This window comes from Acinetobacter higginsii (assembly GCF_000369845.1).
Classification (GTDB): Bacteria; Pseudomonadota; Gammaproteobacteria; order Pseudomonadales; family Moraxellaceae; genus Acinetobacter; species Acinetobacter higginsii.
The window spans coordinates 91388-112329 of record NZ_KB850211.1 but is presented as its reverse complement, the minus strand read 5'-3'; the positions used below and the strand labels follow the sequence as shown (position 1 = coordinate 112329).

At 42.7% G+C, this 20942-nt stretch carries 18 protein-coding genes; 4 read left to right on the top strand and 14 right to left on the bottom strand.

The genetic code is table 11. From position 1 onward, the window contains the following. Nucleotides 1–4: 4 nt before the first annotated feature. Nucleotides 5–1927 (bottom strand): threonine--tRNA ligase, encoded by a 1923-nt coding sequence (gene thrS / locus F885_RS19435; protein WP_005312273.1) that lies wholly within the window; start codon nt 1925–1927, stop codon nt 5–7. 264 nt (nt 1928–2191) lie between these two features. Between thrS and F885_RS19440 the strand changes: the two genes are divergently transcribed. Further along, nucleotides 2192–3838, top strand: coding sequence for an acyl-CoA synthetase (locus F885_RS19440; protein ID WP_005312271.1), 1647 nt, complete (start codon nt 2192–2194; stop codon nt 3836–3838). 40 nt (nt 3839–3878) lie between these two features. Here F885_RS19440 and yjgA read toward each other — a convergent pair whose 3' ends face one another. From yjgA to mazG, 9 genes are all read right to left on the bottom strand, one after another. Then, complete coding sequence (gene yjgA / locus F885_RS19445) at nt 3879–4415, bottom strand: ribosome biogenesis factor YjgA (RefSeq protein ID WP_005312268.1); 537 nt, start codon at nt 4413–4415, stop codon at nt 3879–3881. A gap of 2 nt (nt 4416–4417) precedes the next feature. Beyond that, nucleotides 4418–4687 carry an HPr family phosphocarrier protein gene (locus tag F885_RS19450; RefSeq protein ID WP_004804467.1) on the bottom strand — a complete coding sequence of 90 codons (270 nt, stop codon included), beginning with the start codon at nt 4685–4687 and terminating at the stop codon, nt 4418–4420. After that, complete coding sequence (gene rapZ / locus F885_RS19455; protein ID WP_004804464.1) at nt 4684–5535, bottom strand: RNase adapter RapZ; 852 nt, start codon at nt 5533–5535, stop codon at nt 4684–4686. The genes F885_RS19450 and rapZ overlap by 4 nt, the downstream gene beginning before the upstream one ends. A gap of 20 nt (nt 5536–5555) precedes the next feature. Beyond that, the gene (panC, locus tag F885_RS19460; protein WP_004804463.1) at nt 5556–6401 is read right to left on the bottom strand and encodes a pantoate--beta-alanine ligase; all 846 of its coding nucleotides are present in this window, start codon (nt 6399–6401) and stop codon (nt 5556–5558) included. Nucleotides 6402–6404: 3 nt separating this feature from the next. Beyond that, entirely contained in the window at nt 6405–7214 is an 810-nt protein-coding gene (gene panB, locus F885_RS19465; RefSeq protein WP_004655682.1) for a 3-methyl-2-oxobutanoate hydroxymethyltransferase, read from the bottom strand. Between the two features lie 39 nt (nt 7215–7253). Then, a complete protein-coding gene (gene folK, locus F885_RS19470) occupies nt 7254–7742 on the bottom strand; it encodes a 2-amino-4-hydroxy-6-hydroxymethyldihydropteridine diphosphokinase (protein WP_005312264.1) in 489 nt (162 codons plus the stop codon). Next, nucleotides 7739–9193 (bottom strand): polynucleotide adenylyltransferase PcnB, encoded by a 1455-nt coding sequence (pcnB, locus tag F885_RS19475; protein ID WP_005207055.1) that lies wholly within the window; start codon nt 9191–9193, stop codon nt 7739–7741. Before pcnB ends, folK begins: the two co-directional genes overlap by 4 nt. Nucleotides 9194–9333: 140 nt before the next feature. Further along, entirely contained in the window at nt 9334–9762 is a 429-nt protein-coding gene (locus F885_RS19480) for a ComEA family DNA-binding protein (protein WP_005312261.1), read from the bottom strand. Then, nucleotides 9731–10537 (bottom strand): nucleoside triphosphate pyrophosphohydrolase, encoded by an 807-nt coding sequence (gene mazG, locus F885_RS19485; protein WP_005312258.1) that lies wholly within the window; start codon nt 10535–10537, stop codon nt 9731–9733. The genes F885_RS19480 and mazG overlap by 32 nt, the downstream gene beginning before the upstream one ends. 101 nt (nt 10538–10638) lie before the next feature. On the opposite strand from mazG, the gene F885_RS19490 reads away from it, so the two are divergent. Continuing rightward, on the top strand, nt 10639–11412 hold the full coding sequence (locus tag F885_RS19490; RefSeq protein WP_005207049.1) for an SDR family oxidoreductase: 774 nt from the start codon (nt 10639–10641) through the stop codon (nt 11410–11412). Between the two features lie 44 nt (nt 11413–11456). Here the strand turns inward: F885_RS19490 and F885_RS19495 are convergent, their stop codons facing one another. The 4 genes from F885_RS19495 to cysM all read right to left on the bottom strand — a co-directional run bounded on the left by F885_RS19495 (nt 11457) and on the right by cysM (nt 17046). Continuing rightward, a complete protein-coding gene (locus tag F885_RS19495) occupies nt 11457–13763 on the bottom strand; it encodes a RelA/SpoT family protein (protein ID WP_004804453.1) in 2307 nt (768 codons plus the stop codon). Nucleotides 13764–13794: 31 nt separating this feature from the next. Beyond that, nucleotides 13795–15204: a 23S rRNA (uracil(1939)-C(5))-methyltransferase RlmD gene (gene rlmD, locus F885_RS19500; RefSeq protein WP_005312253.1), complete on the bottom strand. Its 1410-nt coding sequence runs from the start codon at nt 15202–15204 to the stop codon at nt 13795–13797. Nucleotides 15205–15213: 9 nt separating this feature from the next. Beyond that, a complete protein-coding gene (locus tag F885_RS19505) occupies nt 15214–16035 on the bottom strand; it encodes a 3'-5' exonuclease (protein ID WP_005312250.1) in 822 nt (273 codons plus the stop codon). 81 nt (nt 16036–16116) lie between these two features. Then, a complete protein-coding gene (cysM, locus tag F885_RS19510; protein WP_005207044.1) occupies nt 16117–17046 on the bottom strand; it encodes a cysteine synthase CysM in 930 nt (309 codons plus the stop codon). A gap of 149 nt (nt 17047–17195) precedes the next feature. On the opposite strand from cysM, the gene F885_RS19515 reads away from it, so the two are divergent. Together F885_RS19515 and F885_RS19520 are read left to right on the top strand one after the other, a co-directional pair. After that, nucleotides 17196–20006, top strand: coding sequence for a GacS-like sensor histidine kinase (locus F885_RS19515; protein WP_004804447.1), 2811 nt, complete (start codon nt 17196–17198; stop codon nt 20004–20006). 129 nt (nt 20007–20135) lie between these two features. Beyond that, a complete protein-coding gene (locus F885_RS19520; protein WP_005312247.1) occupies nt 20136–20924 on the top strand; it encodes a crotonase/enoyl-CoA hydratase family protein in 789 nt (262 codons plus the stop codon). The last annotated feature ends 18 nt before the right edge of the window (nt 20925–20942 follow it).

Genomic DNA, 20942 nt, shown 5'->3' with positions numbered 1-20942 from the left:
TTTATTACTCCACGATATACCGGCCACGTTCGGCAACGGCAGATTTCACTAAGTCAATAAATGCATCTACTGACATAGTACCTAAATTTTTTCCTGAGCGAGTACGCACATTGACTGTACCTTCTTCAACTTCTCGATCACCGAGAACAAGAAGGTAAGGAATACGCTCTAGGGTACGCTCACGAATCTTAAATCCGATCTTTTCATTTCTCAAGTCAGAAATAGCACGAAGACCATTTTCTTTGAGTTTTGCGACCACTTGCTCACTTGCTTCCGCTTGTGAATCCGTAATATTCATGACACAAGCTTGGATTGGTGTAAGCCATGGTGGCATGAAGCCCGCATAGTGTTCAATTAGTATACCAATAAAACGCTCGAAACTGCCAAGAATTGCACGATGAAGCATGACTGGTTGATCACGATCATTGTCTTCAGTGACATAAGATGCATCTAAACGGATTGGTAAGTTGAAGTCACACTGGATTGTACCGCATTGCCAGATACGGCCTAAGCAGTCTTTCAATGAGAATTCAATTTTCGGACCGTAGAATGCGCCTTCACCTGGTTGTAAGTCCCAAGCCAAGCCAGCATCATCTAAAGCATCTGCTAAAGATTTTTCAGCCAAGTCCCAAAGTGCATCATCACCCACACGCTTTTCTGGACGTGTAGACAATTTCATTTGCACGTCTTCAAAACCGAAGTCTTTATATACATCCAAAGTCAGCTTAATAAAGTCTGCAACTTCTTTACCAATCTGTTCTTTGGTACAGAAGATATGTGCATCATCTTGAGTAAAGCCACGAACACGCATAATGCCGTGCAAAGAACCTGATGGTTCATTACGATGACAAGAACCAAATTCAGCTAGGCGAATTGGTAAATCACGGTAAGACTTTAAGCCTTGATTAAAGACTTGTACGTGACATGGACAGTTCATTGGCTTCACTGCATAGTTACGACTTTCAGAGTGAGTCGTAAACATATTTTCAGCATAGTTTGCCGCATGCCCTGACTTTTCCCAAAGCGTAAAGTCTACGATTTGCGGTGTCTTAATTTCTTGATAGCCATTGTCTTGCTGAACTTTACGCATGTATTGTTCGAGCACTTGGTAAATGGTCCAACCGTTCGGATGCCAGAACACCATACCTGGTGCTTCTTCTTGCATATGGAACAAGTCTAATGCTTTACCAATTTTACGATGGTCACGCTTTTCAGCTTCTTCAATACGTTTGATATAAGCAGCTAACTGTTTTTTATCAGCCCAAGCAGTACCATAAATACGTTGTAGCTGTTCATTCTTCGCATCACCACGCCAGTAAGCACCAGAGATTTTAGTGAGTTTGAATGATTTTAAGAATTTAGTATTCGGTACGTGCGGACCACGGCACATATCTAAATAATCTTGATGGTAGTACAAGCCCATTTGAGTTTCATTTGGCATGTCTGCAATCAAGCGTAACTTGTATTCTTCACCGCGTGCTGTGAATTCAGCGATCACATCTTCACGTGGTGTCATCTTTTTGATGACGTCATAGTCTTGATCGATGAGCTTTTTCATGCGCTCTTCAACCGCAGCCATATCATCCAAAGTGAATGGACGTGGCATCCAGATGTCGTAGTAGAAACCTTCTTCGATCACAGGACCGATCACCATTTTCGCTTCTGGGAACAATTGCTTAACGGCATGTCCTACCAAGTGCGCACATGAGTGACGAATAATTTCTAAACCTTCTTCATCTTTAGGGGTAATAATCTGAACTGTCGCATCTTCTGTGATTAAATCACAAGCATCCACCAAGCGATCATTGATACGGCCAGCAACAGTATTCTTTGCAAGACCTGGACCAATGCTCTGAGCAAGTTCCATCACAGAAATCGGATGATCAAACTGTTTCTGATCACCATTTGGTAAAGTAATGATTGGCATAATAAAATCCTTAAGGAGTGATGCCCTATACGAAGGAGCATATCACCGCGAGATTATGTATTGAGGCAAGCCTCAAAAAATAAAAAACGGCGGATAAAAAAGTATCGAAGATTTTACACGGGTTTAGCTATGGATGAAACCTCTGAACCAGAAAAACCCGAGATCAGTTCAGATTCATCTCCGACTAAAGCCTAAATGATTTAGACTCGATGACAGTCTAGGTTAATACCAATAAATGAAAAAAACGGAAATGGAGCAAGACACATGGTAAGTGCATATGACGAACTACCCAGAAATCCAGCAAATTTTGTTGCTTTATCACCCTTACGCTACTTGGAACGGGCTGCTTATATTTATCCCAATCAAGCTGCAATTATCCATGGCCAACGCCAAATCACATGGCAACAGACTTATCAGCGCTGCCGTCAGTTTGCGCATCAGCTCCGTCATTTAGGTATCCAAAAGAACGATACAGTTTCAGTGCTATTGCCCAATATCCCTGCCATGATTGAAGCACATTTTGCCGTGCCGATGGCTGGCGCAGTTCTGAATACCTTGAATACCCGTCTCGATGCCAAGACCATTGCCTTTATGCTGGAACATGCGGAAGCTAAAGTGCTATTGGTCGATCCTGAATTTCGTCAGGTTGCTGAAGAAGCACTTCAGCTTGTTCCACAGGACATTATTGTGATTGATGTCTTTGATACTGAGTTTGATGGTGAACAAATTGCAATTGGTCAATTTGAATATGAAGCATGGATAGCACAAGGTGATCCTGCCTTTGAATGGTTACTGCCTCAAGATGAATGGGATGCAATTAGTCTGAGTTATACCTCAGGTACCACAGGCAATCCTAAAGGTGTGGTCTATCATCATCGTGGTGCTTATCTGAATGCCGCAAGTAATATTTTGGCCTGTGGTATGAAACCTCGTGCTGTATACCTTTGGACCTTACCTCTGTTTCATTGCAATGGCTGGTGCTTTGCTTGGTCAATTGCAGCCAGTGGCGGTACTAATATTTGTCTGCGTCGTGTCGATCCGGCATTAATTTTCAAATACATTGCAGCATACAAAGTAGATTATTTCTGTGGCGCACCAATTGTATTGTCCATGCTCATCAACACGCCAAGCGAACAGAAAACGGCTTTTGAGCATCATGTTGAAGTTATGGTGGCAGGTGCTGCACCACCTGTAGCAATCATTGAGGGGATGCGCAATATCGGTATTAACGTCAATCATGTTTATGGTTTGACTGAAACCTACGGTCCTTCTGCCTTATGTGCTTCACAGGCTGGCTGGAGCGATTTATCCATTCAGGAGCAAGCGCAACTCCACTCTCGTCAAGGTGTCCCTTATCCTTTGCAAGACAGCATGCGTGTGCTTGATCCAGACACCATGCAACCGGTGCCCAATGATGGACAAACCATGGGTGAAATCATGTTCCGTGGCAATATCGTGATGAAAGGTTATTTGAAAAATGCCCAAGCCACAGAAGAAGCCTTTAAAGGTGGCTGGTTTCACACAGGTGATTTAGCTGTGAGTCATCCTGATGGTTATGCCAAAATTACGGATCGCTCGAAAGATATTATTATTTCAGGTGGAGAAAACATTTCCTCGCTCGAAGTTGAAGATGTGCTTTATCGCCACCCTGCTGTGCTTACTGCCGCAGTGGTAGCCAAACCTGATCAACGCTGGCAAGAAGTGCCATGTGCTTTTATTGAACTCAAACAAGGAGCATCCGCATCGGCTGAGGAGATCATTGCCCATTGTCAAAAAGAACTCGCTCGATTTAAAGTCCCAAAAGATGTGGTCATTACTGACATCCCAAAAACTTCGACAGGGAAATTACAGAAATTTATTTTAAGAGAATGGGCAAAGGAACGGGCAGCAGATAGCTCAGCAAACTCATAATCAAAAAAAAGAAGTTTCCTTGGAAACTTCTTTTTTAGTTTTAACCTTGTTCAGATAACAAAGCAACTTGTTGTACGTAATTCACAAATTTAAGCTTAGAAGCTGCAAGGTCTTCTTCTCTCACCTGTTGTTTCATATCACGGTGAATTCGCAATACATGCTGACGTAAGGTATGGCGTTCAGATGCATTAAACACCTTACTAAACTCATTGATCACTGGATCACCTTGGTCAATCATACGATCAACCCAACGCATTAATTGCATTTGTTTTTTAGCACCTTGCTGCGGTGTTAAATAAGATAAAATGACAGTTTCATCTTCATTTCGCAATAATTTACCGATACGTAAAAATTGACGACGGCGTGCTTCATGCGCACTAATATTTTGTATTTCAAGTAAAGCATCAATAAGACGCTCATCAACTGGAAGTTTCTGAATCTGTTTTTTATTCAGTTGAGCCAATTGCTCACCCAAAGCTGCCATTCGCTGCACAGCTTTTTTTTGCTCAGTTCTACTCGCACGTCCTTCTAATGACTCAAAATCTTCATCGGTATAACGTTGGGTACCACGTGCCACTATTACTCTGCCTCGTAAAATTTTGCTGCGAACAGCGTTTGAATTTCTTCCAGTGCCTTATCTTCATCAGCACCTTCAATCACCAATCTTAATGTAGTGCCTTTACCAGCACCCAACATCAACAATGACATAATATTTTTTGCATCAACTAATTTATCGCCTTTACCAATTTGGATAGAAGAACGAAACTTGGTCGTCACTTCAATTAGTTTACCAGATGCGCGAGCATGTAAGCCGAGTTTATTAATTACATCAATTGTTGTGTCTATCATGACCAGTGCTTCATTTCTCTATGTAAGATTTGGACAGCCCATTTTGCCTCAAGGGCTTGTTTGAGTCTATCTACGATATAAACCGAACGATGTTGCCCGCCTGTACATCCCACAGAAATGGTCATGTAATGGCGATGCCCTTCTGCAAAAGCAGGCAACCACTTGTCTAGAAAAGTATAAATATCTTCAAACATCTCATTGGTTTGTTGACTACCTTCTAAAAAGCGGCGTACAGGCTCATCTAAACCTGAAAAACGGCGTAATTCTAAATCCCAATGCGGATTTGGTAAATGTCGTACGTCAAAAACATAATCTGCGTCTAACGGAATACCATGCTTATAACCAAAGGACTGTAAAATGACGATTAAATTATCTGACTGTCCAAGCTTAGACAATAAAATATGTTTTAAATCATGAACACTTTTATCCGTTGTATCAATATGCACCGTGGAACGGAATTGTATCGGAATGAGCAATTGCTTCTCTTCCTGAATACATTGCAACAGACTATTAAAGCGACTGGCCAGAGGATGTGGTCGACGTGATGCACTAAAGCGCGCAATCAAGTCCTGATCCTGTGTGGTTAGATAAATAATATCAACCGTGCCGTGCCGTTGTAACTGCTGAAACACATGATCAAACTCTTGCATATCCGCACGGGTACTTCGGATATCGACGCCTAATGCGAGTTGCTCCAGATTATTTTCATGATCAAGTTTTGCCACAATTTCAGGCAATAACGCCAAAGGTAAATTATCTATACAATAATAGCCCAAGTCTTCAAGCACTTGCAGTGCAGATGATTTTCCTGAACCGGATTGACCTGTAACGATAAGAATACGCTTCATGGCGTTTTGCCCTTCATTTTTTATGTTTTAAAGTCGATTTGTAGGTTATCAATCAACCGTGTTGAACCAAGCTTGGCTGCAATAAATAACACCAAGTTTTGGTCAAATTGTTGAATAGGTTGCAAGTTGGTTTGTCGAGCTTCCACATAATCCACAACAAAACCCACTTGTGTCAATTGAGCAGAGATATTTTCTAACACTTGTGACAAAGCTTGTCCTTCATGCAATTGCTGTTCGGCTTGTTTGAGCAATTGGTAAATCGTCGGTGCAACAACACGTTGCTGTTCAGTCAAATACCCATTACGCGAGCTTAAAGCCAAACCATCTTCAGCACGGACAATCGGCACACCAATGACTTCTAATGGCATATTCAGGTCTTGTACCAACTGGCGAATCACCGCCAATTGCTGATAGTCCTTTTGACCAAAGAAAGCAAAATCAGGTTGGACGATATTGAACAGTTTGGTGACCACAACTGCAACGCCGTCAAAGTGACCTGGACGTGATTTCCCACACAAGTCATCGGTAATTTGACCCACACTGATATTGGTCAAACGTGGTTGAGTGCCATACATTTGCTCAACCGTTGGGGCAAAAATAATATCGCAACCAACATCTGCCAATAAACGGCTATCTTGCTCTAAAGTACGTGGATAGCTATCAAAATCCTCGCCTGCACCAAATTGAATTGGATTGACGAAAATACTCACCACCACCACATCACACAGTTTTTTTGCTTCACGCACCAAGGTCAAATGACCTTCGTGCAAGTTCCCCATAGTTGGCACAAAACCAATCAATTTTTTTGAACTGCGCGCAGGCGCAAGTGATGCAGTTAAGCCTTGTATTGTTGTTTCAGTTTTCATGAATTAAAGCTCAACTTGGAAAGTATGTTCCTTGGCTGGAAACGACTGGTCTTGCACTGCGGCATGGTACGATTTAAACGCATCAACAATCGCGGTTTCACCCGCTTGTTCTTTCATAAAGTTGCGCACAAAACGTGCTACGCGACCAAAGGTCAAACCGAGCATATCTTGTACCACCAAAACCTGACCATCAGTTTCATTGCCCGCGCCAATTCCGATCACTGGCGTATTCGGGAATAATTCAGCAATTTCTTTACCGAGTTGAGCTGGGACACATTCAAGCAATAAAACCGCCGCGCCCGCATCAACCACCGCTTGGCAATCAGCAATCAATTGATCCGCGGCTTCGCGTGTTCTTGCTTGAAGCTTATAGCCGCCAAACACGTGCACAGATTGTGGTGTTAGACCTAAATGGACACACACAGGGATACCATTACGGGTTAATACCGTCACCAACTCGCTAAGCCAAGCCCCACCTTCAATCTTGACCATTTGTGCACCGACTTGCATTACAGTCTTGGCATTTTTCAAGCCATCTTCAAGCGTTGCATAGCTCATAAATGGTAGATCAGTCATGATTAAGGCATGCGCATTACCACGACGTACAGCTGCGGTATGGTAAGCCATATCTTCGACAGTGACAGGAAGTGTAGAGTCTCTGCCTTGAATCGCCATTCCTAGAGAGTCACCGATTAAAATCGTATCAATTTCAGCCAATTCCATAGCTTTAGCCATACTTGCATCATAGCAAGTAAGACATGAGAACTTGCGTCCTTCGGCTTTAAACTTTCTTAAGTCACTTAGACTAATCATGATGATGTCCTCTACAGGCGTTTCCAGAACGAAACAGTCTTAAGCAGTTGCCCAAGACTGGTCTGCTATTACAGTCAAGTTTGCTTGCTGCACCAGTTCTAAATCTTTTAATGAATGTCCATTTAATTGTAAATGAGCATCTAAATCTAATAAGGGAATAATCACAAAATCACGTTGCAAGAGACCCATGTGCGGCACGGTCAAACGTTCATTTTGGATCTGCGCTTGACCATAGATTAATAAATCCAGATCAAGGGTCCGTTCTCCCCAACGTCGTAACCGGACACGTCCAGACTCTTGCTCAAATTGTTGTAATTGATCAAGTAAAGCAAGTGGTGCTAGCGTGGTGTCCAATTGAACAACGGCATTTAAATAGTTGGGTTGATCTTGCGGCCCCATCGGCGGACTTTGATACAGTCGCGATACCTGTACAGCTCCCAAGGTCGCGAGCTTCGCAACAGCTTCACGCAAAATCTGCTGCGAATCGCCTAAGTTACTGCCTAGACCAATATAAGTACGAATGGTCATTGCGTTGGCCCAAAAACCACTTGGCTAAGATCACGTTGTACACGTTTACGCTTGAGGATCGGGTGATCGGCATTGATTTGACCTGAAGTCGAAGATGCTTTCTCAATAAAACGACTGGCCGATTCATCAGCTCTAACACGCTCTTTTTTGCCTCGACGACTTCTCGGCTCAGGTACATTGACCAAAGGCTCAATTTCAGTAGTCTTCGGCTCATCCACCTCAGCTGCTTTACGACGTGTCTTACTACGTTGACGGTTGTATTGACGAATCACAGCTTCTTTTTGGTCTGTGGTCATTTCTTGGTAGGCTTCCCACCAAACGCCCATACCTTCAGTACTGCTATCACCTGATTTTTCCCGCAACAGTAGGAAGTCAAAGCCTGCACGGAAACGCGCATGTCCAGCCAGTGCTTCGATTTGTTGTGGTTTTGGATTGAGCAAACGGGTTTGCATTTCCCAAACTTCACGAATAAAGGTTTCAGCAAAACGCGGAATGATGGTGCGCGTCGCTTGACGCTTCAACACATCCAAACCAGCTTGTGCACGCGCTTCCGCAGGCACAACCCCTTTACTTAGATAGGCATCACAACGCTCTAGAAAGGGTTTCCACAACAATACAGCATAGAAAAATGCTGGATTAATGGTTTTACCAACTTGAATTCGCTGATCGGTATTCCGTGCTGCACGCTCAATAAAAGCGGTAAGATTCGGTGGAATTTCAGCAAACAGCTGTTTCCAAACACCAAACTCAATCAACATCGGTAGAACACGGGTCAGATGTCCCATAGTGAATAGTTTTTGAGACTCATCATATAAACGATGTGGCGAGACATCACGCAACAATTGCGTCATCTCAGCATCAAAAACATCAAGAATGGATTGATCAATTTTAAAATTCAATTTTGCGGCAAAGCGCAAAGCACGCAACATACGCACAGGATCTTCTTCAAAACGCTGTGCAGGTTCACCAAGAAAACGTAAGGTCCGCGTATTGATATCATCTACTGCATGGCAGAAATCAAGTACAACCCCTTTTCGTGGCTGGTAGTACAAGGTATTGATCGAAAAGTCTCGACGAGCAAAGTCTTGCTCAATCGTCCCCCAGTTATTATCACGAAGAATCATCCCAGATGCACTGGTGACTGCTTTTTTCGGCGGAGCACGGAATGTCGCGACTTCAATCAGCTCGCGACCAGAATAGACATGTGCTAACTCAAAACGTCGTCCGATAATCCGGCAACGTCGACCAAAAACCTCTTTGACTTGGGCTGGTGTAGCATTAGTAACCGCGTCAAAATCCTTTGGATTAAGACCTAACATCATGTCTCGAACACCACCACCCACAATATATGCCTCGTAGCCTGCTTTTGTCAGGCTATCAATCACATCTAGAATTGAGGAAGGGAGTTGAGTTGTGGACAAACCACATTTTGACGCACGCAAAGTTTGCAAAAGACACTGTCTCCTACGTCAGGACGTAAATAACAATTTGTCGCTAATCATAGCTCTAACACACACAAAGGGCAATTTATTCTGTTGGAAGTTTCAACAGTTCAGTCTGCCTAATCAATCCGATTTCGACAGTTCTAAGTTCATAACATGAGCCTTGCTCTGTTTTTTTCAAGTAATTTTGGCCCAATACCTTTGATATTCATTAACTCATCAACTTGTTTAAAGCCACCATTTTTTTGCCGATACTCCATAATGGCTTGCGCCTTTTTCTCGCCAACACCATTTAACAGCTGTAATTGCTGTAAACTTGCTTGGTTCAAGCTGATTTTATCGCCCTGAAGATTTATAGATGATGGAACTTGCTTTGAAGTGTGCTGCTGCGTTGGTCGAGATAAATAATAATTATTGTCTGACTGCTTCGCCAATTGCTGATCACGCGCTTGCTGCTGTGCTTTCCATTGCTGATAAGATTGGTCAAACTGCTGTGCGTGGAGGTGTGAAGCACCTCCCAAGCAAAGAATAAAACCTATAAAAAAATTAAGTTTGCTGCGGAGATGCGGCAACTTCATTGTCTTTCTCCTGAGATTTTAATTGTTGTTTAGCTTGCTCCCAGAGTTCGTCCATTTCAGCCAAACTCATTGCTTGCAAGTCTTTCTGTTGTTGTTGAGCTTGTTGTTCAATAAAAGCAAAACGGCTTCTAAATTTATGGATTGTTGCCAGTAGTGCGGTCTCACTCGACACCCCCAACTTTCGCCCCACATTGATTAAAGAAAATAAACAATCACCGAACTCTTCTTGAATATGATCAACATCTTGGCTTGTTATCGCCTGTTGTAACTCTTCTAACTCTTCATCTAATTTGGCATAGGCATCATCCACACTTTCAAAATCAAAGCCTAACTGAGCGGCTTTGCTCTGAATTTCATGTGACTGAACCAAGGCTGGCGCATGTTTAATCTCATCTAACCTTGACTGTATTTTACCTTGTTTTTCTTGCTGTTTGATTTGTTTCCACAACTCACCGACCTGCTCGGAATCCAAATTTTGATATTTTTCAGCCTGAAATACATGCGGATGGCGACGAATTAATTTTTCACTAATGGCTTCCACCACATCTTGAAAGTTAAATAATCCTTTTTCATCAAACATTTGAGATTGAAACACCACTTGCAATAATAAATCACCGAGTTCATTGCGGATTTCATCCACTTCACCAGAGCGAATTGCAGCCTCAACTTCATATGCCTCCTCAATGGCATATCGTGTCAAACTTTCTGGGGTTTGTTGTTGATCCCACGGGCATTTTTGTCTTAACTCTTGCATGATTGCCAATAATTTTTCCATGATGATCTCCAAACCCAAATAAGCAAATTGTTGCAGCACCAAGCTGCATATGCGTAATATACACGCACGCAAAAATTATCAATATAAAGCAAGGGAAAGTCATGCCATATAGTGTTTTTATTAGTGGGGCCGCACAAGGAATTGGTGCTGAAATCGCACGTTTATTTCACAAAAAAGGTTTCAAAGTTGGCATCTATGATATCAACGAAGAACAAGCTCAAGTCTTAGCTGAACAACTTGGAGAGAATGCCAAGGCAGGTTATCTCGATGTCAGTAATCATCGTCAATGGCAGATCGCACTACAAGAATTTAAAAGCTGGGCCGGTGAACTGAATATCTTGATCAATAATGCAGGAATTCTCTATTCAGGTGCGTTTGAAAACACCTCCATTCAATCACATCACCGCACCATTGATATTAACGTTAAAGGCGTTTTGAATGGTTGTCATGCAGCCTTGCCCCATCTGCAACAAGCCCACTATGCTCGTGTGATTAACCTTTCTTCAGCATCCGCGATTTATGGTCAAGCTGATTTAGCATCTTACTCTGCCAGCAAATTTGCAGTTCGCGGTTTAACGGAAGCCTTGGATGTCGAATGGCAAAAGTATAATATTCGCGTCTTAGACGTTATGCCGCTATTTGTACAAACCAATATGGTGAAAGACATGGATGCGGGCAGTATTCAAAATATTGGTGTGGATTTAACCCCTGCTGATGTGGCGAAACAGGTATTGCATTTAGCACAACAAAAAGACCATGCCCTAATCCCAACCCACACACCTGTTGGGATAAAAACCAAATTGATGTATCAGCTCTCCAGTATTAGCCCACAGTTTTTAAACCGACTCACCAATATCTTTTTAGCGAAACGTTAGATATAAAAAAGCTGCATCGAAATGCAGCTTTTTTATTTTATTGTCTAGCTTCCTTGAACCAAACGTCTGGCACTGATAATCCCTGGTTGCTGCTCTAAACGAGCCAACAAACGTGACAGTTGTGCCAAACCTTTCACTTCAATCAACAACTTCATATTGGCGATACCATCCGCCTCAGAAATGGTATTAACCTGACGAATATTGATTTGGTCTGAGAAAATCACTTGTGTCAGATCTTTCAGTAAACCACGGCGATCATAAGCTTCCACCACGATCTGAACGCTCTGACCACGGGTCGGCTGCATTTCCCAATCGGCTTCAACAGCACGTTCAGGTTCTTGGGTGGTCATACGTAAGTAGTCTGGACACGCAATCTTGTGAATACTGACCCCACGATTCAAGGTGATATAGCCGCCAATCGACTCGCCATGTACCGGCTGACAACATTGTGCAATATGCAATTCAACATTATCCAAACCATCAATTAGAATCCCATGTGCCGATAATGTATGACTAGCACGTGGGTTTAATGCAGGTTTTAACACCAGTTCTGGCTCGTCTTGATCCAAGTGCATCTGGCGATTCACTTGATTCATCAAGGCATGCAAACTGATATCACCACTAACCAATGCCACCAGAATATCATCACCAGATTTCAGGTTGAAATGTGATGAATAATCTTTGAGATCAATACTTTTCGGGTGAATCGCTAAACGGGCCAACTCTTTATTGAGTAACTCACGCCCAACTTCAACATTCTTACTGCGATCTTGTTGTCTAAACCAATGACGTAGCTTGTCACGTGCACGTGCGGTTTTGATATAACCCAGCGAGTTCACCAACCAGTCACGGTTCGGTTCACGATCTTTCTTGGTTAAAATCTCAACCTGCTCACCGGTCTTTAAGGTGTAGGTTAAAGGCACATAACGCTGGTTCACACGGGCGGCATAGCACTTATTGCCGACTTCGGTATGCACATGATACGCAAAGTCGAGAACAGTTGAGCCACGTGGCAACTCTTTAATGTCCCCATCACGACTAAACACATAGATCTTTTCAAAATTCTCAAAATCTTGAATTTGATCAATGCCATTCGACTCGTCATCCTCACCATGTGGGGTGGTTTCAGTACGCTCTTGATAATGCTCAAGCACGGCACGTAATGAATGCAAACGATCATTAAAGGAATGGTCTGTATTCTTGGCACCTTCTTTATAGTTAAAGTGCGAGCACACCCCAAGCTCTGCTTCGTTATGCATCTCAAAGGTACGGATTTGTACTTCTAAAGACTTATTCTCAGCAATCACCGCAGTATGCAATGAGCGATAACCATTGGCTTTCGGATTGGTGACGTAGTCATCAAACTGGTTGGGAATATGACGCCATATCTGATGTACGATACCCAAAGCGTGATAACAATCTGGGACACTTTTCACCAACACACGCACTGCACGGATATCATAAAGCTGATCGAAGCTCAGATTTTTGCTTTTCATTTTTCGATAAATCGAATAAATGTGCTTCACACGCCCTGTGATTTCGGCCTGAATATCATAAGCCGCCAATTCAGTTTTCAATTTATCGATGACAAACTGAATATACTGCTCACGCTCCAAACGTTTTTCATTCAATAAAGATGCAATTTCTTTATAACGTTCTGGCGCTAAATAACGAAAGGCAAGATCTTCCAATTCCCACTTGAGTTGGGCAATCCCTAAACGGTGTGCCAATGGAGAATAAATGGTAAGAATTTCGCGTGCCACACGCTCCTGACGCTCTTTGCTTGCTGTTGCCAGCTCACGCAAAGCATAGGTCCGCTCTGCCAGTTTGATCAGGACAACACGAACATCTTCCGTCACTGAAATCAGCATTTTATAAATGCCATTTAAATGTTCGCGCTGGTTATTATTAAAATGATCTTCTAGACGTTTATTCTTTTCAATCAACTCAGACAGTTTACCCATTGCAAGTGTGCCTTGGACCAAAGCCAAAACTTGCTCGCCAAACTGTTGTTGAATATCCTCTAAGGTAATCAACCCTTCACGTACACTACGATACAACACCGCCGCTGAAAGCGTGTCTTCATCGACATGTAAATGGGCCAGAATATCCGCCATGCCAATACCAGTACTAAAGGTATTGATCCGATGATTTCCCGTTGCTTGTAACTCTTTTGCTAAGGTCAGCTCCGCAACCTGTTGAAGTTGCTTCAGCTCTGCCCCATCCAAAATACCACGCACTCGATCCAGCCAAGAGACTAGACTACTTTGCGCTTCAGCGGCATGTTCTACAGTCGCTTCCTCAGACAGCTCTTGGAGCCGTCCAGGTAACTGCTCACGTACTGTGACCATACCTTTCTCCTCTGGATATGTAACTCATTTTTTAATCGTTTATCTCTTCGATTTTTTCAAGCCGTTCAACTTTTTCAAACAGGGCAATCGATTCAACATGTTCAGTATGCGTAAACATGTCCATGACTGCTGCTTTCTTCAATTGATAGCCATATTGTGCCAGTACACCTGCATCCCTTGCCAGTGTTGATGGGTTACATGAAACATAAACGATTCTTTTCGCTCCAAAATTAGGTACATATTGCATAACTTCAAATGCGCCCGATCGTGGAGGATCAATTAATAATGCATCAAATCCCTGTTTCGCCCAAGAATGATGCGAAAAGTCTTTTGTTAAATCTTGTGAAAAGAACGCCGCCTGAGACAAATGATTTGCTTGCGCATTCTCAGTTGCTCTGTTGACCATCTCATCACTCGCCTCAACACCGACCACTTGACCTGCCTCACCCACACAACGTGCAATCGGTAGAGAAAAATTACCTAATCCACAGAATAGGTCCAGTACTCTTTCCCCTTTCTGTAATTGAAGCAATTCACATGCCAACTGAATCATTTGTGCATTTACACCACTGTTGACCTGCGTAAAATCTAACGGTGAAAATGCAAATTTGACTGCAAAATCATCCAAACTGTAATGCAAACGCATTTCTGCCTGTGAATCATCTACGCGATGTAAACTATCCGCCCCTTTTGGCTGCAAATACAACTGCCATCCTTTGAGTAACGTAAATTGACGTAATTGGTTGACATCCGACACATTTAATTCATCTAAGTGGCGAATTAATAATGCAACCTCAGAGTCTCCCATCGCCAATTCTATATGACCAATATGCGCTTTGCCTGTAAGACTTTCGAGTAGTTTCTTAAGTTCTGGTAAACATTCAGATAAGGTTTGATCAAGTACCTTACACTGCTGAATTTCAGTTAAATGATTACTATGATGCTCACGAAAACCCATCACCAAACGATTTTGCTTGGCAATATAGCGCACCCCGATTCGGGCACGGCGACGATAATCTGCTTTAACCGAACGAATCGGGTCTAACCATTGTTCAGGCTGTAAGCCTGCAAAATGTTGTAAGTGAGATTTTAAAACATTCTGCTTTAACAAAATCTGTTCATCGGGATGAATGTGCTGCAAGCTGCAGCCACCACACACCCCAAAATGTGGACACATTGGATCGACTCGACTTTCAGCCGCTTCACTTTCCAACATGATCATATCCGCCTCTTCTAGACGCGAAGTTTGATTGGTAATTTTTGCCTGCACCGTTTCCCCGACAAGGGCATAACGGATAAAAACTTTCTTGCCGTGTTTTTCTTTAGGATGATCTGGATGTGTCCCATAATGCGCAATACCACGCCCCTCATGAGAAAAAGCTTCAATCTGAAAGGTGTATGTTGGATATTGAGCTGGACGTTGTTTGGCTTTGTGTTTCAAAAGATGAACCTAATTTTTTGGCGCAAAAGTATCTGCGGTGAATACAGTATATTGCGATGTTTGCTGCCATACCTGTAAAAATTCTGTTTGTTGCGTTTGCGTTTGTAAATAAGCAATCGTTGATTGTAGTAACTGCTGGTGATCTGGTTGATTCAATTGGCCTTTTAACAATAACCACCGAATATAGAGCAACCATGTATTCAATACATCGCCTTCACAATAACTGGTCAATTCTAACCATTGTTTATTACGAACATATTCAGGCACGTGATAGCCAGTTTCACCGCGTTTCCCAGGGAAACCGAGTAAACAAGCCATATCATCCAATTTTTGGAAATTACGGCCATTAAACATTGCCATCACATCCATCAAATCAACATGACGATGGTGGTAACGGTTCTGATAATTATTAAAACGCTTTTGATGATCAATTTCACCTTGATCAAACAGGCTCGGTGCAGACAAACCATGGTACATAGCGCGAAATAGAATCACAGGCAAATCAAATTGCGAACCATTCCAACTGACTAATGTGGGTTGTTTCTTGTCAAAGATCGATAAGAATTTTGCCAACATTTCAGCTTCGCTATGCTGCTCCTGACTAAATGAAAATAGACGAAAGCCTTTCTCATCGACCCACAATCCAGAAATACACACAATTTCATGCAATGGTAAGCGTTGAAAATCCATCCCCGACTCTTGACGACGGATTTTAGTCAGTGCCTGTTCAACATCTGCTTCGGGTAAATCAAGATGATAAAGATGTGCACCTGCCTTTAAATCGGTCAGTGTCTCAATATCAAAAACTAAAATCGGAAAACGTAAATTCATCTTAGAATTCCCTTACAGAACTGCATTACAGCTCTCTTCAATAAAGGGGGAGCTGTAATTATAACAGTGTAAGGCCAGATGTTAATCTTCATCTTGTACTGAGAATAATCCCGTTGATAAATAACGATCACCGCGGTCACAGATAATGCAGACAATCACCGCATCAGGATATTCTTCAGCAATCTTGATCGAAGCCCAAACTGCACCACCAGAAGATGTTCCTGCACTGATGCCTTCAGTACGTGCCAGCTTACGCATGGTTTTTTCCGCTTCAATCTGTGGAATATCAATGATGCGATCAACACGACTGCGATCAAAGATGGTTGGCAAATATTCTTCCGGCCAACGGCGAATCCCTGCAATGCTTGAACCGTCTGATGGTTGTAAACCCACAATTTGAATATCAGGGTTCTGCTCTTTGAGATATTTAGAGACACCCATGATGGTTCCCGTTGTCCCCATTGAGCTAACAAAATGGGTAATCTTCCCATCCGTTTGCTTCCAGATTTCTGGACCTGTGGTCAGGTAATGCGCTTCGACGTTATCTGGATTACCAAACTGGTTTAGCACAAAGCCTTTGCCCTCTGCCTGCATTTGCAAAGCAAGGTCACGTGCACCTTCCATGCCTTGCTGCTGCGTGACTTCAATCAGCTCTGCCCCATAAGCCAACATCGCATCTTTACGCTCTTGGCTCATATTGTTCGGCATGATCAGCTTCATTTTATAGCCGCGCATAGCCGCAACCATCGCCAAAGCAATGCCTGTGTTGCCACTGGTTGCTTCGATCAGGGTATCCCCTGGCTGAATCTGTCCACGCTTTTCCGCTTGCACAATCATGTTATAAGCTGGACGATCTTTTACCGAACCTGCTGGATTATTACCTTCTAATTTTGCTAATACCGTGGCTTGGGTATGACACGCTAAACGTTGCAAACGTACTAAAGGGGTTTTACCGACATAATCGTCCAGTAAAAATTCATCTGCTAAAAAATCAGTTTGCGTATTCGTCATGATCGACACCGATATCAAGGTGGCGCCTATTGTATGAAAAAAATAGAGATACTGCACCTTTTCACTATGCTTTTTATTGGCAAGCAGATGTCCTTGATTTTCACAAAGCGTGCTAAGATGTTGCGCAGAATGATAAATCTGACCGTACTATGTCAAATTTCAATAAGACCATATCGAAACGCTTACGCCTCAATCATGCTTATGGGCAACTGATTGCACTGATTTTAGTGCCAATTGCCATCTTGACAGGTGTTGGTATTCTTTGGGTTTTATCCGAAACGACCAGCTCCGCAAAATCACAACAACGCTCTGATGCTTCAGCCATTTTGGCACGCTACCATCAAACTGCGAATGATTTATTAAAACTGGTACAAGAACAACCCGATCAATATGATCGTGCTCAAAACATCATGCAGAAAATGTTTGATGAAAAAAACCTACAGCGCGCAGTACTGATTGATAATCGTGGTCAGACTTATTTAAGCGTTGGCTATCAAAACAATCGCTTTTGGCCGAACTTTCCAGAAAACAGCAACTTCTTTGGTCCAATTGCGCATAATCACAACAGCATTTATGGTTCGAAGCTCGACAGTGGTGACCCTAATTCTGTTTGGCTCATGATTGAATTAGACAACCAACCCCTCGAATTGGCTCGCTATAAAATTCTACTGTCCTTGGTCGTGACTGGGCTGATCACCATACTGATTCTACTGTTCTGTTTAAACGTGTTCTCTCGTCGTTGGCTTGCACCGTTGTATGAAATTCGCATGCAAATGCAACGCCTCAACGCCGACACCCTTGATCAGCATATTGTGGTGAACAGTACCGGTGAACTGCGTTTGCTACAGCGTGATATTGCCAATGTGGTGAAACGCCTACACTTTAGTTTCTTAGAATTAAAAGAACATACCGAGCAAACCGAAGAAGATTTACGTCGAACACTGGACACCTTAGAAGTCCAGAACATTACTTACCGCCAAGCACGTGACCAAGCGATTTCATCGAATCAATCCAAGTCGGTGTTTTTGGCCAATATCAGCCATGAACTTAGAACACCATTGAACAGTATTGATGGCTTTATTCATTTACTACTGCGTCAGCAAAATCTGAGTAATGAGCAAAATCTTTATTTGCAAACCATCCGAAAATCATCTGCACACTTATTGGCACTGATCAACGATGTATTAGATTTCTCTAAAATTGACGCAGGTAAATTAGAACTCGAAACCGCACCGTTTGATCTTGAAGAAGCCATTTTCGATGTGATGGATATGCTTTCGCCTTTGGCGGCACAAAAACATATCAACATGGCTTTCTATTACGCAGAGAACATTCCAAAACATGTGGTCGGTGATGCGCTACGCTTTAAACAGATCCTGACCAACCTGATCTCCAATGCGATCAAGTTTACGCCTGATGGTGAAATCATTGTCCGTGTACGTATGGAAGATGATGAGATCGGACAATGTTTACTACATTTTAGTGTCCAAGACAGTGGTATTGGTCTGAGTGGCACTGATCGTAAAAAGTTATTTGAATCGTTCTCTCAGGGTGATGCTTCAGTTACCCGTCAGTTCGGCGGTACAGGACTTGGTCTTGCCATTTCCAAACAGCTGGTACATTTGATGCACGGTCAAATTGGCTTTGAAGATAACCAAGAACGTGCACCGACAGAGAAAGGATCAACCTTCTGGTTCACAGCTTCATTTAAAGTTGAAGAACAAGATGAATTTGTTGAACACCCTCGTTTCGATCATTTACAAGTGGTGTCGTATCTTGCCCACCCAGCAACGGCCAGCGTATTGCGTTCATACCTCGAGAATTACCATGTCTCACATATTGAGACCCAGTCGATTCTGGACCTATTTAGCCGTTTAAATCATCTGAACCAGCAGGAAAATACGTGGCTAATTGTAGATCATAGTGGTGATACAGAGGCCTTACTCAAAGAGATTCGTCAACGCTATCATGGCAACTTAGCGGTTTATGGTTACCAGATGAGTCTTGAGCCGAATATGCTCAATGAATATCGTGCTCGCCCTCTGTATCAACCGTTGAGTCGTCGTGAGTTGGTCCAGTTACTTGGCAATGAACCTGTTTTTGAGCAAGAGCCAGAAGACTTTAATGGCCAAGGTTTACACATCTTGGCTGTGGATGACCATCTGCCTAATTTGATTGTACTTGAAGCCTTACTTGGCGAGCTCAATGTCACCACCACCAAAGCATTAAGTGGGCAAAAGGCCATCGACATCATTCAAGAGCGTATCGAACAAAAATCGCCGCCGTTTGATTTGGTATTTATGGACATTCAAATGCCAGTGATGTCGGGGATTGATACCACTCGCGCCATTCGCTCATTGGAATCAACGCTTGATAATGGAATGCAACTGCCAATTATTGCACTCACAGCACATGCATTGGCCGATGAAAAGCAAAAACTGCTTAAAGTTGGTATGAATGATTATGTGACCAAGCCGATTCAGATGGAGCAAATCATTCAGATTCTGACGCATTGGACCAAAAATAACTTCAGTGCCCAACCGGCGAGCATTGAACCCAAGCGACCAATTGAATCAATTGATCCTCAAATCCTGAATTGGCAACAAAGCGTGCAGCTTGCAGCCAACAAAGAAGATCTGGCGCAAGATTTATTAAATATGCTGGTTGATAGTTTTGATACGGAACTGGCGGAAATGCAGCAATTGATTGAGATGGAAGATTTTCCACAACTGGAACATGTCCTACATCGCCTCTATGGCGCGACCCGCTATGTCGGTACGCCAAACTTACAGCAAGTGTCAGGTGAGTTTGAACAATTTGTCTCGACCTTACGTAAAGAACGTCGTAAAGCGGATGATGTGTTTATTCGTGAAACCACGCATCGTTTCAATGAACTCAGCACGGCAATTGAACAAGTGAGACAAGCCGCCAACTTGATTCTACATGCTCATGACTCATAAGACTGTAAGTTGGAATATTGGATAATCAATGATTAAAATACAGGCAGTCTTTTTTGTGACTGCCCTGTCATGTTTCAACCTAAAGACTCGTGCTATGCTGCCTCATCAAACACAATAAGAGTAAGGCAGATGGCACTTTTACGCGTTGAAAAGAACAATGGAATCGCAACAGTTTCCCTAAACCGACCTGACAAACGTAATGCAATGAGCTTTGCCTTACTTAAAGAGCTGGTGGCAACTGCTAAAAAAATTGAAAAAGATCGTTCAATCCGCTGTGTCATTCTCACTGGTGAAGCCAATGTATTTAGTGCAGGCATCGACCTTTCTGATTTAAACAATCCTAAAAATACCGCTTTTGCCGCTTGGGAACTGATCAAACCAGGGCAAAGTCTGTTTCAAAAAGCGTTCCTGATCTGGCAAAACCTACCGATCCCTGTGATTGCAGCAATCGAAGGCTATTGCTTTGGTGCAGGCATGCAACTCGCACTTGCAGCGGATATTCGTATTGCGACGCCAAGCACACAAATGTCAATTATGGAAAGTCGCTGGGGTCTTGTACCAGATATGGGACTAACACGCTCATTAAAAGGACTGATTGGCGTTGATTTGGCTAAAGAGTTGACCTTAACTGCACGTATCTTTGATGCTGAATATGCCAAACAAATTGGTCTAGTCACCCATTTAGACAATGATCCATTAGCAAAAGCAAACATCATTGCCGAAGAAATTTTACAACGCTCACCAGATGCCATTATGGCAGCGAAGCGTGTTTTAGATGCGATGGAACACCAACCTGAAAAAGCATTACGCTTAGAAAAACTTTGGCAACTCAAACTACTTTTAGGTAAAAACAGTAGTCTTGCGCGTAAAAAGGACAAGAACCCAGAAGTTCAATTCTTACCACGTCAATACAAATAATCCCGACGGAGTACATTC